Raw genomic sequence first — 14,470 nt, 5'->3', positions numbered from 1 at the left:
GCAAACAGGTTCCAAGAAAAATACCAGGCTGAGACTGCCTGTCCAACAATAAGGAAAGCAATGAAACCACAATTAACACTGATCGCGGCGCTGTGCATGGTAGGTGCAAGCAGCCTGACCCTGGCCCAGGCGGAAGACAAACACCAGTGGCTGGAAGATGTCTCTGGTGACAAGGCCCTGAACTGGGTCAAGGACCAGAACAAGGTGACTCGCAGCAAGCTCGACAATGACGCAGGTTTTGCCAAGCTGAAAGCAGATTTGCAAGTCGTGCTGGATTCCAAAGACCGTATCCCTGGCATACGCAAAATGGGCGATGCGGTCTACAACTTCTGGATGGATGCAGAACACCCGCGTGGTGTCTGGCGTAAAACCACGCTGGAAGAATACAAGAAAGCCCAGCCAAAATGGGAAGTCGTGCTGGATGTTGATGCACTGGCCAAGGCAGAAAATGAGAACTGGGTCTACAAGGCCAGCGTATGCCGCGAACCAGTGTATGACCGTTGCTTGATCGAATTGTCACGCGGTGGTGCTGACGCCGTTGTCACCCGCGAATTTGACCTGAGCAGCAAGTCCTTCGTCAAAGGTGGTTTCAGTCTGCCAGAAGCAAAAATGAATCTGGACTGGGTCAATAAAGACACCCTGTTCGTCGCCACAGATTTTGGTGCTGGCACGCTGACCGATTCTGGCTACGCACGCGTCGTCAAGGAATGGAAACGTGGCACAGAATTGTCTGCTGCCAAGACCCTGTTCGAAGGCCAGAAAACTGATATGGCCGTAGGTGCTTATTCCAGTGACCATAAAGGCGTGCACAGGGAGTTGGTCAATCGTCAGATCACTTTCTACACCTCAGAACAATACCTGAAGGAAGGCGACAAGCTGACCAAGCTTGATGTTCCCGCCAAGAGCAATGTGAGTTTCTTTGACAAGCAAGCCATCATCACACCACGTGAAGCGTGGAACGTAGGTGGTAAGACTTATGCATCCGGCAGTGTACTGGCCATCGACTTTGATGCCTTCATGAAGGGTAACCGTGAGTTCACGGTCTTGTTCGAGCCTAGCGACACGACCTCGTTTACGGGTGCCACTGTCACGAAAAATTACCTGTTGCTGCAAACCCTGGATAACGTCAAGAGCAACCTGAAAGAATGGAAATTCGACGGCAGCAAATGGTCTTCCCGTCCGGTCAGCCTGCCTACCCTGGGTGCAGTTGGTGTAAGTGGCATTGATGCAGAAAATTCTGATGATTACCTGATCAGCTATTCTGATTACCTGACACCCAGCGTCTACATGATGGCCCATGCGGGCAATGACAAGCGTGAACTGTTGAAATCAGCACCTAGCTTCTTTGATGCCAGCGCCTATGAAACAGTACAAAAGTTCACGACTTCCAAGGATGGTACCAAAGTGCCTTACTTTGTCGTGCGTCGCAAGGATGTGAAATTTGATGGCAGTAATCCTACCCTATTGTACGGCTATGGTGGTTTCCAGATTTCCCTGACACCTTCTTACTCTGGTGGCCTGGGCAAGAGCTGGCTGGACAAGGGGGGCGTGTATGTGGTTGCCAATATCCGCGGTGGTGGTGAATTCGGCCCGCGCTGGCATCAACTGGCATTGAAAGAAAACCGTCAACGCGCTTATGATGATTTTGCTGCCGTGGCAGAAGACCTGATCGCCAGCAAGATTACCAGTCCCAAACACCTGGGTGCCATGGGTGGCAGTAACGGCGGTCTGCTGGCTGGTGTTGCATTGACTCAGCGCCCTGACTTATTCAATGCCGTAGTCAGTCAGGTGCCTTTGCTGGATATGCGTCGCTTCAACCAGTTGCTGGCAGGTGCTTCATGGATGGGTGAGTATGGCAACCCTGATGTACCTGCAGAATGGGATTACATTTCGAAATACTCACCTTACCAGAACGTCAAGGCAGGGGCAAAGTATCCGAATGTCTTGTTCATCACCTCTACCCGTGATGACCGCGTACATCCTGGCCATGCGCGCAAGATGGCTGCCAAGATGATGGACCAGGGTCACAAGAATGTCTGGTATTACGAAAACATTGAAGGTGGCCACGGTGGTGCAGCCAACAATGCACAACGTGCCGACATGAGTGCGATTACGTACACCTTCTTGTGGAATATGCTCAAGCGTGACAATGAGTCTGTTCGGGTGCATTAAGCCGACAAGTTGAGTCACGAGTATTGGCATTAAAAACAAAGGCCCGGGATATCCCGGGCCTTTGTTTTACGATGAAGCCTGTTTTAATTTACCTTGTCGGAAGGGAAGCGTATGGTTTCCTTCAACAAAGAACCCATGGGCCAAGCCAGGTTCATATTCTTAGGTTGTATCGGTTTGGTAAACCATTTTTCATACAACCTGGTAATTTCACCATCTGCCATCATGCGCCCCATCTCTGCATCGATGGCTTTCTTGAACGCTGCATCGCCTTTAGGCAGCATGATCGCATACGCTTCTGAAGCCAGGGGATCGCCCACGATAGTCAGCTTGGCCGGGTCTTTGGCCTTGGCTTTCAGACCGAACAGTATCGCTTCATCCTGGGCAAAAGCATCTACCTGATTGGTTTCCAGCAGATTGAAAGAATCACTATGATCCTTGCCCTCGACCATCTTCATATGCAGGGCACGCACCTTGTCACGCTCAAGTACGAATTTGTCGGCAGAAGTACCCTTGGTGAAGACAACTTTCTTGTCTTTCAGGTCTGGCCAGTTCTTGATGCCTGAGCTGGTACTGACCATCATGCGCAGAGTGGAAAAGAAATGAGGTATCGTAAAATCGACTTCTTTCCGGCGTTCTGCCGTATTGCTGGTAGAGCCACATTCCATATCTGTTTTACCTGAAGTCATGGCCTGGATACGGTTATCTGCTGTCACGGGAATAAAATTGATTTTTAATTGTGGCAGCTTCAATTCCTTCTTGAGCGCATCGACCATTTTTGTGCAAATATCTATCGTATAACCGATAGGCGCTTTACTTTCTGACAAATAAGAAAACGGCAATGCAGCTTCGCGATAAGCAATATTGATGGTCTGGCTTTTTTTGATGCGGTCAAAAGTGTCAGCCACTGACACCTGAGCAAGAACAGCAGCCGACGCAAAAACGCCAGCCTGGAGAATACAGCGCAATTTCATATGATTTCCTTATGCTTTTTCAGCATGTAAGAAGCATTTGTTTGGAGGCTGTTGCAAAAGATAGTCAGTGTCGCGCTTATTCAGCTAGTGGACATTGCCTGAGTATAGGTAATACCAAGGGCCGATGCAATCAGGCCCGGATAATTTTGCAACAAGCGCGGAGATTATAGAACTCATTTCATAAATAGGGTGAGTGCGAACAAGACGATTTGGGATGCAGTGCAAGGCGTGACCTGCAGCTAAGGCTCCTGCCTTAGCAAAGGGCGCAACGCTGCAATGCGCCCAAATCGTTAGTTCCCGAAGGGTTTGCCTCATAACGCGTGCTGGACTGCGTTGGACTCGTTATCAATAGCACCGCTATTGACTGCCTCGTCCGCCTTGCCAGCCCACGTTATGAGGCAAACGCATCTCACCCTATTTATGAAATGAGTTCTAGTAATGAGGCGCGAGATTATATAGCGCTCTTATGGCGTAGTCCAAGAAGCAATCCTCTATGTCTTATTAGCAAGACAATTTTACATAAGTCCCGTTTAGGCAAAGTTTAAGCACTACTAAATTGCTGTTGACTACCAGCTTTTTGTGGACGACCAGGGTCACTCTTCACTCACCTTGCGCTGCATATCAGCCAGATAGGCGTCCAGTTCAGCGGTGCTGGTAAATATCTCGTTCAAAGGCGCTGCACGCACAATTTCAAACACTTTTTGCACCTGCCGGCTAAGATTGACGAAATAAGTCACCCCTCCGTGATTACGCATAGTCTTGCGTATCTTGGCAAGCACCCGCAAACCCTCACTGGAGATAAAAGTCAGTGCCTCCATGCTCATGACCAGTATCTTGACGTCTTCACTGACACTGCTGGAAAAAAACTGCTCAAGATCGGCTGCGGTACTGGTATCGAGACTACCAGCCAGATCTATTCTGGCTGTGGGCAACTGCGTTTCGTCTATGGAAATTTCTAACACTGTCTGTCCTCTATGATCCGGTTTCTATTTTATTGTTTCAGGGTTTGATGAGGTATTTACGTATGTGCAAATTATTCTGACCATGTGCATAGTTGTAATCGATATGGTCGGCCAGGGCATTCACCAGATACAAGCCCAGGCCGCCAACAGGGCGGTCGGAAAAATCCATCTCCAGATCTGGCTGGGTGGCTCCGTTCAGGGGATTATAGGCATGCGAGTTGTCCACCATATCGATCACAATTTCACTATCGTGCAGATGCACATCCAGCCTGATTGATGCAGGATCTTGTTCTGTCGCACCATGCTTGAGCACGTTGACCAACACCTCTTCGGTAATCAGCTGTAAATCGTCGACAATATCATCACTGACTTTCTGAGCACGCAAAAACCCTGCCAGCCTGGGCTTGACCTGTTCATAGTCAAGCGGCTGACCATTCAGACTGATCTGCCAGTCGCCAAAAGCTGGCTTGCGTCGTTTGACTTCAGGGTGAAATTGCATACTTAATAATGTCAAATCGTCAAACTGCGGTGCTTGCGCTATAAACTTCTGATGCGCTAACGTCACTATACGAATAATGTCTGCTGCAAATGCCGGTGCCTGTTGACTAATTGTAGTCTGTAATCGTGCTTCTGAGAATTCTTCATTGTGCTCATTCCTTGCATCGGTAATGCCGTCTGTGTACAGAATGATGATGTCCTGCGCATGCAAGCGGCTTTCGAATTGCGGGAAACTTCCCTCTTCCTCCAAGCCTAAGGCAGGCCCGGTCTGCAATGGCAACTTGCTGACTCTCCCATCCCTTAAGAGCAATGGTGCATCATGTCCTGCACTGGCGTATTGCATGCTCCCGGTTTTCAGGTCCAGCATGGCAAAGAACATCGTTACAAAACGACACTCTGGGTTGTTGTGTGCCAGTTCGCGGTTCACTGAAAACAACAGCGCTGCCGGTGTACTGCTCTGGTGTGCCAGCGTGCGCATCAAGCTAAGGGTACGCGCCATGAACAGCGCTGCAGGCATGCCCTTGTTGGCAACATCACCAATGACCATGCAAATACGATCATCGGCCACATGAAAGAAATCATACAGGTCACCACCAACTACCCTGGCTGGCTGCAGCAAGGTACTCATACTATAGCGTGGATCTATTGCAGCTTCTGCGCTGGGTAACATGGCTTGTTGTATCTGGGCGGCGATGGCGAGTTCACTTTCCATGCGCTGTCTGGCGGCGGTGGCCTCCTGCAATTCCAGTATGCGCAACTTCAATGAATCACGCATGCGCCTGAATGAACGTGAGAGTCGCCCGACTTCATCGCTCCTGGGAATTTTTGTCAATTCAGTATCGAGGTTGCCTTGAGCAATTTCTTCGGTGCTTTTACTCAGGCTGCGCAGGGACTTGGTGGTCTGGCGTGACACCAGGGCAATGGCGATGCACATCAACAGCATGTCCTTGCCCATGGAAAGGATGGCCAGCATAAAATATTTGCCCAAGTAGTTCTGGATTTTTTCCTCAGAAAAATAAAACCCATAGACCAGTGGCATATCCTGCAGTTGCAGGCTGTAGTGTATGTCGCCCCCCTTGCCAGCACCGCTGTTTGGCCGCGTTGACAGGTCTTCCGGAATGAACTCTGCCCCCAGCAAAAAGTGGCCGTTCAGCCGGTTGATTACGTAAGGCTGGCCTTGCACACTTTGGTCTACCGCATCAACCAGATGCAAATTGTTTTGCAGGTCTTGCAACAATGGCTGCATATTAATCTGGATGGCTATGCTTTGCTGTGATTTTCCCAACATATACACACCAGTACAGAAAACCAGCTCCTGATTGCGGATATGCTCAGCCCAATAATGATGACCATCAACAACATTGCAAGAATTCAATAAGTCGACATCTGCAGTTGTACTTTGCCATGGCTGCCCATTTGCTTCTGCATGCCAGCCAAAGCTGTGATCCTGGCCTGTAGTGCCAGAAGAAATCGCCAGTTTGCTGATATAGGGGGAGACTGGCAAAATTGCTTTGAGACCATTCTGATCAGCAAGATGGAGGCGCTCGTCCATTTGCACCAGACGGGTCCCTTGTTCGCCTATCAGGTGCAGGCTGGACTGGTGCTTTGCCACAGCAGCATCCAGTTTAGACAGCGCGATCTGGTTTATCCAGCCGGTCATGACCTGTTGCATCAAGGCGCGTATCTGGTAGTAGGAACTGCCATAAATCACCACTGCCGCCATCAGGCAGGCAAAAACCAGGCGGTAAGTAATACTGGTGAACTGAAATGCTCTTAATTTAATCACAATGTATGTCTATACGAAAGTCTGCCGGGATGCGCGACATTGAGGTCAAAGTTTGAGGATACTGTATCATTTCCTGCTTTGCCATCAATCGAGGAACTGCATTTGATGCATGCAACCATTTTCTGTCTTGCTGGTCTGAACCATTCATGAGTCTGTACCAGCTTTTAGCACAATTTATTCGCCAGCACTGGCGTCAGTACATCAGTGCTGGCCTCATGCTGTTTGCCGTTGCCGTCATGACGGTCTTGATACCACGCCGTGTCGGCATGATTATCGATGGCATGGTGGCGGGTCGTTTTGACAACACTGCCCTGATGTGGGAACTGTCCTGGCTGCTGGGCATGGGCCTGGCTATCTACTTCCTGCGCGTAGGCTGGCGCACGCAATTGTTTACGGCTTCGTATAAACTTGGCATGCAGTTACGCACCCGCTTGTATGAACGCCTGAGTGTGCAGGGGAGCAGTTTTTTCCAGCAACAAAGAACCGGCGACCTGATGGCGCTGGGCACCAATGATGCAGATGCCATAGAGCTGGCCGCAGGTGAAGCCGCCCTCGCCGGTTTTGATGGCAGCATGACCTTTGCCCTGGTGATAGGCATGATGCTGCTGGGTGTGGACTGGCGGCTGGCACTGGCGGCTCTGCTGCCCTTCCCTTTCATGGCCTGGGCCTTCAAGCATATTACCCATCATATACAGGATGCTTCACGCGATTCTCTCGACCGTTTCAGTAAGCTCAACGACCAGGTGCAAGAGACTTTATCCGGCGTGCGTACCCTGCGCGCCCTGGGCCTAGAACAGCGCAGCGCCGCACAGTTTGCCGAACTGGCAGAAAATGCCGCCGCTGCCAGCCTGAATGCCCAACGCTGGGAAGCCGCCTATGAACCTGCAGTGGGCCTGTCCCTGACTGCGGCTGGTGCGCTGACGCTGGGCGTCGGTGGTTATCTGGTATGGCATGGAGAAATGAGTATCGGTGCGCTGACCAGTTTCTCAATGTATTTAGGTCAGTTGATCTGGCCGATGTTTGCTGCTGGCTGGGTCTTGTCGCTGCTGGAGCGCGGCAAGGCAGCCTGGGCGCGGCTGGAGCCGGTCTTGATGCAGGAACTCAGTGTCAATGATGAGGGCAAGCTGGATACGCCACCAGCCGGTAATTTGATCGTGGACAATGTCAGCTTTGCGTATCCGGGCCAGACCAGGCCAGCCTTGCAGGGCATCAGCCTGCATATCGCACCGGGGCAGACTATAGGCATAGTCGGACCGACTGGCTCGGGCAAATCCAGCGTTGTGCGCCTGTTACTGCGCCAGATCGAGGCAGAGCAAGGCCATGTGGCCTGGGGTGGACATGCGCTGGCAGACTACAAGCTACAAGCCCTGCGCCAGGCGATCAACTGGGTAGCACAAGAGCCATTTTTATTCTCGGCATCGATTGCTGACAATATCTCGCTTAGCAATCCTGCCGCCACTCGTGCCGAGGTGATGAAGGCCGCAGAACTGGCATCGGTAGATGATGATATACAACGCTTCCCATATGGTTATGACACGCTGGTGGGTGAACGTGGCGTTACTTTGTCTGGCGGACAAAAGCAGCGCGTGGCCATCGCCCGCGCCTTGCTGACGGCCAGCCCCTTATTATTGCTGGACGATGCCTTGTCGGCAGTGGATACCCAAACCGAAACGCATATCCTGCAGCACCTGGCAGAACTGAGGCAAGAACATCCTGAACGCAGTGCCGTCATCGTCAGCCACCGCCTGAGTGCGGTGCTGGAAGCCAATCACATCCTGGTTTTGCGTGAAGGCAAAATCATAGAGCGAGGCAATCACCAGGCCTTGCTGCATTTGAATGGCTGGTATGCAACGCAATGGCGTTATCAACAATTGGAAGCAAGCCTGGATGCAGCCTGATACCAAACAATTACCCGCTGCCATGTCAGAAAAAAAACAGGCAGTGCACTTGCTGCTGTATGCAGCCCGCAGTGAAAAACGCCATGTCTGGCTGGGCATTTTCTTTTTATTTATCGCGGCTGGCCTGGAGGCGATTGGCCCCTTGCTGGGTAAGGCCTTCATAGATCGCTACCTGTTGCCGCATCAAATGGATATGGGCATGGTCATAGGCTTGCTGGCTGCCTATGTGTTATCAGGCTGGGCTGCGACCTGGCTGCGTTATCTGCAACTCACCAGGCTGGCAGGCGTCGCCATGCGTTCAGTGCGGCGCTTGCGTGAACAAGTGTATGAGCATGTCTTGCGCCTGCCCATGGCTTTCTTTGACAAGGCGATTACCGGGCAGCTGGTCAGCCGCGTGACGAATGATACCGAGTCAGTCAAGAGCCTATATGTGCAGGTCTTGTTCGTCATGCTCGACAGCACCATCGTCGTCATCGGTGCGCTGACTGCCATGGCCTGGCTGGAATGGCGCTTGATGCTGATTGTCATCATGCTGATACCGGCAGTCATCATCATCGTCTGGTTTTACCAGCGCTGGAGTGCGCCAGCCGTCAGCAAGGCTCGCCAGTTGCGCAGTGAAATCAATGCCCAGGTGGCAGAAAGCATCAATGGCATGAGCGCGCTGCAAGCCAGCAATGCCGAACGCCGCTTTGGTGAACGCTTTGCCACGACCAACCAGTTGCATTACGCCGCCAGGCTGGATGAATTGCGTGCCAATGCCTGGTTGTTGCGCCCGGCGCTGGATTTGATGAATTCGATCTTGCTGGTGGTAGTGATTTTCACTTTCAGTCAGCGCAGTTTTTCTGGTGTCGAAATCGGTGTGCTGTATGCCTTTGTCAGCTACATCGCCCGTGTGGTGGAACCGCTGATACAGATCACCCTGCAGTTTGGCCAGATACAGCAAGCCGTGGTCTCAGCCGCACGCGTCAACACGCTGCTGAATGAACACCAGCACGTACAGGCCAGCAGCGATGCACGCATTACCGATGGTCACCTGACGCTAGACAAGGTGAGTTTTGGTTATGATCCAGCACAGCCAGTCTTGCATGACTTTAGCCTGGATATTCCGGCTGGCAGTTTTTATGGCATTGTCGGTCATACCGGTAGCGGCAAATCTACCCTGCTGAGTCTCTTGCTACGCTTTTATACACCGCAGTCTGGCCGTATGGAAGTTGATGGACAAGCGCTGGCCAGTGTCACGGATGCCCACTTCCGCGAGAAGGTGGGGCTGGTGCCGCAAGAACCGTTTTTGCTGGCAGCAAATGCACGCGAAAATATCGCCATGGGGCGCGACATCAGCGAAGCAGATATCATCGCCGCAGCCAAGGCTGCGCACGTGCATGATTTTATTTTGCAACTGGAAAATGGCTACGATACCCCGTTGGGTGAAGGTGGTGCACGCCTGTCCACAGGCCAAAAGCAATTGCTGGCGATTGCCCGTGCTCTGGCTGGCAAGCCGCGCATCCTGTTCCTGGACGAAGCGACTTCGCATATCGACAGTGAAACCGAACAAGTGGTACAAACCGCGCTGACAGAATTGCGCGGCAAGGTCAGCATCATCGCGATTGCCCATAGACTCTCCACCATACGCGATGCCGACAGCATTATCGTGCTGAACCACGGCAAGCTGGCGGAGCAAGGCAATCATCAAGAATTAATGCAAGTGGAACAGGGCATTTATCAGCGCCTGTATCTGCTGCAAACCCTGGAAGAATAAGGAATAGTATGAAGAAGTGGATAGTGTTTGGCCTCAGTCTCTGTACCACCCTGTTGCTGGCAGGCCTGGCCTTTATATTTTTTGTGGTCGCACCTGGCCTGCCGACACTGGAAGCAGTGACGGACTACCGTCCAAAGATCCCGCTGCGCATCTATACCGCAGACAATGCCCTGATCGGTGAGTTTGGTGAAGAACACCGGGACTTTGTACCTATCAAGCAGATTCCTGCCGTCATGAAAAATGCCTTGTTGTCGATAGAGGATGCGCGTTTTTATGAACATGGCGGAGTCTCTTTCATCAGCGCCGGTCGTGCCATCCTGGCAGACTTGAGCCGCGGCTTTCATCAGGGTGCATCGACCATCACCATGCAGGTGGCCCGCAATTTTTTCCTGACCAATGAAAAGTCACTGGAACGCAAAATGAAAGAGATTTTGCTGACTTACCGGATAGAAGATGCGCTCAGCAAAGACCAGATCCTGGAACTGTATATGAACCAGATTTTCCTGGGCAAGCGCAGCCACGGTTTTTCCAGTGCAGCCAAGACTTATTTTGGCAAATCGCTGGACCAGCTCAGTCTGGCAGAAGCTGCCATGCTGGCTGGAGTGCCGCAAAATCCGGTGCGGCATAACCCAGCCGTCAATTTTGAAAAAACCAAGCAAAGGCAATTACTGGTCTTGAAGAGCATGGTCAGGAATGGCTATATCACCCAAGCACAAATGGAAGCTGCCGCCAAAGAAGAAATCAAGGTTGTCAAAGGCCAGCAATTCGATACCCATGGTGATTATATTGCCGAGATGGTGCGTCAAAGTATTTATGCGCAATACAAGGAAGACACCTATACCAAGGGCATCAAGGTGTACACGACGATCTACAAGGCTGAGCAAGATGCCGCTTATGAAGCGGTGCGCCGCAATATCATGGCCTATGACCAGCGCCATGGCTACCGCGGGCCTGAGGCTTATATTGAACTCCCTGCGGATGAAGATGAGCGAGAAGATGCGATAGACCAGATTTTGCGCAAACATCCCGACAATGACAAATTACTGGCGGCGGTCGTGATCCAGTCATCCGCCAAGATCATCAAGGCTGAATTGCAATCTGGTGATAATGTGGAAATCACAGGCGAAGGTTTGCGCTTTGCCGCAGCGGCGCTCTCCGACAAGGCCAAAGCTGGCATCAAAATACGCCCAGGTGCCGTGATACGCGTGATGCAGGACAACAAGAAGAACTGGGGCATTTCACAAATGCCTGAAGTCGAAGGTGCATTTGTTGCACTGAACACCGAAGACGGTTCCTTTCGTGCCATGGTGGGTGGTTTTGACTATAACCGCAAGAAATTCAATCATGTGACCAGTGCCTGGCGCCAGCCCGGTTCCAGCATCAAGCCCTTCATTTTTTCTGCTGCGCTGGAAAAAGGTTTTTATCCAGGCACCCTGATCAATGATGTGCAACTCTCCTCCACGTCGGAAGAAGCCTTGCGCTGGGATCCACGCAATGATGATGGCAAGTACGATGGCCCGGTCAGCATGCGTACGGCACTGGCACAATCCAAGAACGTGGTGTCAGTACGTATCCTGAAAGCCATCGGTGTTGATCATGCCAAGACCTGGTTGCCACGCTTTGGCTTTGACAAGGACAAGCACCAGGCCAACCTGACCATGGCGCTGGGTACGGGTTCGGTAACGCCGCTGCAGCTGGCATCGGCTTATGCGGTATTCGCCAATGGTGGCTATGCTGTGAATCCCTGGCTGATCAGCAAGGTGGTGGATGGTAAAGGTGTCGTGCTGTTTGAAAACAAGCCTCCTGCCAAGGCCCAGGAAGAATCACGCGTCATCGATGCACGCAATGCCTATATCACTGACCTGATGTTGCGTGAAGTGGTGCGTAGCGGTACTGGTGCCAGCGCCAGTAGCAAACTTGCCCGCCGTGACCTGGCAGGCAAGACCGGCACTACCAGCGAGGCTGTCGATGGCTGGTTTGCCGGTTATGCCAGTAATGTCGTGGCGGTTGCCTGGATGGGCTATGACGACCCCAAATCGCTGGGCGGACGTGAATTTGGAGCCACTCTGGCTCTGCCTATCTGGATAGACAGTATGCGTGTAGCGCTGGCAGGCAAAGCCGAGGTGGCGCGAGCAATACCTGAAGGTATCAGCAATGCCGAAGGTGACTGGATGTTCAATGAATTCCTGAACGGTGCCGGGGTACGCACCCTGGATATGGATGATGCACCACCAGCAGCGGTAACATCAGCAACGGCACCAGCCAACGCCGTGACACAGTAGTCGCTTAAGAAAAAGCCCGCAGATCGCTCTGCGGGCAAGTATCCCGACCTTTGGAGGTAAAACTTTTCAGGACTGGCGCATGGTAGTAGCTGGAAATGACAGCATCATGACAGCATAAAAAAACCCACTGACCTAAGCCAGTGGGCTGAAAATCCTGAGCGGGAAGCTACACAGGATGGTGGTAATTCAATATTGCCGAACATTTTTTACGAACGTCTATTCAACAAACAGGGCGCAAAGCACCCTCTTATTCCGGGCCTGAAACACCCGGCACATTTTGTAGACTCTTCTGCATCCCTTTACAAAATGTCAGGTTAAGAGATGACTACTTCCTACCGCCCTCAAAGGTCTTTGCCACGCGAACCGCAATTCATGCATGGCACACCAGGCACCATCTACATTTTGCAAAACGATGGCTTGCGCCAGGGTTTGTACAAGATTGGCGCTACCCGCCGCTCTGGCGTCTCCAAGGCCATGGAACTCAACCGTGACCAACAACAGCTGATACCAGGCTCCTACGAATGTGTATTCGAACTGCATGCCAAGGACTGCGGTCAGGCCATGGATGAAATCCTGAAGCTATTCCAGCAACAACGCCGTGGCAAACGGGGCGATGAATTCTACGAATTTGACCTCGATGCCGCAGCAGAAAAAATCGCCAACACCATTGCCACCATCAATCGCCAGGGCCTGGTACGCCAGCAACATACCCTCTCCATGATGCGTCACCTGGAACCGGATGAACCGACCACCAGCAATGCCGAAGCCTTCAGCCCACCGCCTGCCGGCATTTTCAGGAAAGCGATAGAGTGGGTGAATGGTTAAAACGGTCTCAGATAACGGCTTTCAAGTAACTACGTTCACGTACTGGCTCCGGAATCTTGCGCAAGGCTGCAAAGCCTTGCTCAAGATCAGCCAATAAGTCTTGTACTGCTTCCAGCCCCACATGCAGGCGCAACATCGGTGTCTGCCATTTATCGGCATTGACTGTGCGGTACGAAGCCGGGTTGGTAGGCAAGATCAGGCTCTCGAAGCCACCCCAGCTAAAACCGATACCAAACAAACGGGTGCGGTCTATCAATGCAGCAACTTGCTGTTCGGTGATGTCGGCTCGGAAAACTGCACCCATCAGGCCGCAGGCATATTCAGCCTTGAAATCACGCTTCCATAATTCATGACCTGGGCTGCCTGGCATTGGAGGATACAAAACCTCTGCCACCTCTGGTTGTTCTTGCAACCAGCGAGCTACCACATGAGCACTTTCCCTGTGCGCCGCCAGACGTGCCGCCAGTGTGCGCAAGCCGCGCAAGGCCAGTGCGGCATCGTCTGCACCTATGGTCATGCCTAGCTGGCGATAGCAATTGCGGATGCGCTCTTCCAGCGCTGCCGTGGTCAGGATCGCGCCCATCAAGGCATCTGAATGACCAACGATGTATTTGGTCGCTGCATGGACGGAGACATCGATACCCAGCTCAAACGAATCCCAGCCTATCGGTGTGGCCCAGGTGGAATCAGAGACCACCACAGCACCCCGCGCATGGGCAGCGGCCGCGATACCAGGAATGTCTTGCACTTCAAATGTCAGCGAGCCTGGTGATTCAACAAAAACTACCTTGGTATTGAATTGCATGAGTTCAGCAATGCCTCGGCCCACCAGAGGATCATAATAAGTGGTGGTCACACCAATTTGCTTGAGCATGCCTTCGCAGAACAAGCGCGTTGGGTCGTACACGGTATCAACCATCAGCAAGTGATCACCAGGCTGCAGCAAGGCCAGCAAGGTAGTTGTGATGGCAGACAGGCCAGAAGGTGTCAGCATGCAGGCAGCAGCACCTTCTGCCGCGCACAAGGCTTGTTCCAGCGCCTGCGTGGTTTCATTGCCGTGACGGCCATAGGCTCGGCGTGTGCCGCAAGCGTCTTTCAGGGAAGCAACATCGGGAAACAACATCGTTGATGCCCGTACCACGGATGGATTAACAAAGGCCGCATGATCTTTGCCCTTGCGACCAGCATGGGTCAGGCGGGTGGCGGTTTGCAATGGGCTGTCGACTAAGTTCATAAAACATCCGTTTCTGTATTTGCTGATTTTTACCTCTGCTGAGCCAGCCACTAAAAGACCTTGCTTACAACAGGGGGAGTACAAGC

Annotated in this window: 9 protein-coding genes; 5 read left to right on the top strand and 4 right to left on the bottom strand. The window is 52.1% G+C overall.

From position 1 onward, the window contains the following. Window positions 1–60 precede the first annotated feature (60 nt). The gene (locus H8L47_RS08640) at window positions 61–2,172 is read left to right on the top strand and encodes a prolyl oligopeptidase family serine peptidase (RefSeq protein ID WP_186953188.1); all 2,112 of its coding nucleotides are present in this window, start codon (window positions 61–63) and stop codon (window positions 2,170–2,172) included. Window positions 2,173–2,255: 83 nt separating this feature from the next. On the opposite strand, the gene H8L47_RS08635 is transcribed toward H8L47_RS08640, so the two are convergent. From H8L47_RS08635 to H8L47_RS30230, 3 genes are all read right to left on the bottom strand, one after another. Beyond that, on the bottom strand, window positions 2,256–3,143 hold the full coding sequence (locus H8L47_RS08635; protein WP_186953187.1) for an amino acid ABC transporter substrate-binding protein: 888 nt from the start codon (window positions 3,141–3,143) through the stop codon (window positions 2,256–2,258). 593 nt (window positions 3,144–3,736) lie between these two features. Next, entirely contained in the window at window positions 3,737–4,105 is a 369-nt protein-coding gene (locus H8L47_RS08630) for an STAS domain-containing protein (RefSeq protein WP_186953186.1), read from the bottom strand. Window positions 4,106–4,142: 37 nt separating this feature from the next. Next, window positions 4,143–6,389: an ATP-binding SpoIIE family protein phosphatase gene (locus H8L47_RS30230; protein ID WP_186953185.1), complete on the bottom strand. Its 2,247-nt coding sequence runs from the start codon at window positions 6,387–6,389 to the stop codon at window positions 4,143–4,145. Window positions 6,390–6,535: 146 nt separating this feature from the next. Between H8L47_RS30230 and H8L47_RS08620 the strand changes: the two genes are divergently transcribed. The 4 genes from H8L47_RS08620 to H8L47_RS08605 all read left to right on the top strand — a co-directional run bounded on the left by H8L47_RS08620 (window position 6,536) and on the right by H8L47_RS08605 (window position 13,150). Next, entirely contained in the window at window positions 6,536–8,287 is a 1,752-nt protein-coding gene (locus H8L47_RS08620; RefSeq protein ID WP_186953184.1) for an ABC transporter ATP-binding protein, read from the top strand. After that, complete coding sequence (locus tag H8L47_RS08615) at window positions 8,277–10,043, top strand: ABC transporter ATP-binding protein (RefSeq protein ID WP_370868584.1); 1,767 nt, start codon at window positions 8,277–8,279, stop codon at window positions 10,041–10,043. The genes H8L47_RS08620 and H8L47_RS08615 overlap by 11 nt, the downstream gene beginning before the upstream one ends. Window positions 10,044–10,051: 8 nt before the next feature. Further along, entirely contained in the window at window positions 10,052–12,325 is a 2,274-nt protein-coding gene (locus H8L47_RS08610) for a penicillin-binding protein 1A (protein WP_186953183.1), read from the top strand. Window positions 12,326–12,646: 321 nt separating this feature from the next. Then, entirely contained in the window at window positions 12,647–13,150 is a 504-nt protein-coding gene (locus tag H8L47_RS08605) for a GIY-YIG nuclease family protein (RefSeq protein ID WP_186953182.1), read from the top strand. A gap of 7 nt (window positions 13,151–13,157) precedes the next feature. Here H8L47_RS08605 and metC read toward each other — a convergent pair whose 3' ends face one another. Continuing rightward, window positions 13,158–14,384: a cystathionine beta-lyase gene (gene metC, locus H8L47_RS08600; RefSeq protein WP_186953181.1), complete on the bottom strand. Its 1,227-nt coding sequence runs from the start codon at window positions 14,382–14,384 to the stop codon at window positions 13,158–13,160. Window positions 14,385–14,470 lie beyond the last annotated feature (86 nt).

Origin of the sequence: Undibacterium umbellatum (assembly GCF_014284125.1) — a bacterium.
Classification (GTDB): Bacteria; Pseudomonadota; Gammaproteobacteria; order Burkholderiales; family Burkholderiaceae_D; genus Undibacterium; species Undibacterium umbellatum.
The sequence above is the reverse complement of the archived record's forward strand: the minus strand, read 5'-3'. Positions and strand labels throughout refer to the sequence as shown.

Excerpts from the sequence above, each read along its gene's own strand:
- H8L47_RS08640 (WP_186953188.1), top strand. The coding sequence starts at position 61 with ATGAAACCACAATTAACACTGATCGCGGCGCTGTGCATGGTAGGTGCA.
- H8L47_RS08635 (WP_186953187.1), bottom strand. The coding sequence starts at position 3,143 with ATGAAATTGCGCTGTATTCTCCAGGCTGGCGTTTTTGCGTCGGCTGCT.
- H8L47_RS08620 (WP_186953184.1), top strand. The coding sequence starts at position 6,536 with ATGAGTCTGTACCAGCTTTTAGCACAATTTATTCGCCAGCACTGGCGT.
- H8L47_RS08615 (WP_370868584.1), top strand. The coding sequence starts at position 8,277 with ATGCAGCCTGATACCAAACAATTACCCGCTGCCATGTCAGAAAAAAAA.
- H8L47_RS08610 (WP_186953183.1), top strand. The coding sequence starts at position 10,052 with ATGAAGAAGTGGATAGTGTTTGGCCTCAGTCTCTGTACCACCCTGTTG.
- H8L47_RS08605 (WP_186953182.1), top strand. The coding sequence starts at position 12,647 with ATGACTACTTCCTACCGCCCTCAAAGGTCTTTGCCACGCGAACCGCAA.
- metC (WP_186953181.1), bottom strand. The coding sequence starts at position 14,384 with ATGAACTTAGTCGACAGCCCATTGCAAACCGCCACCCGCCTGACCCAT.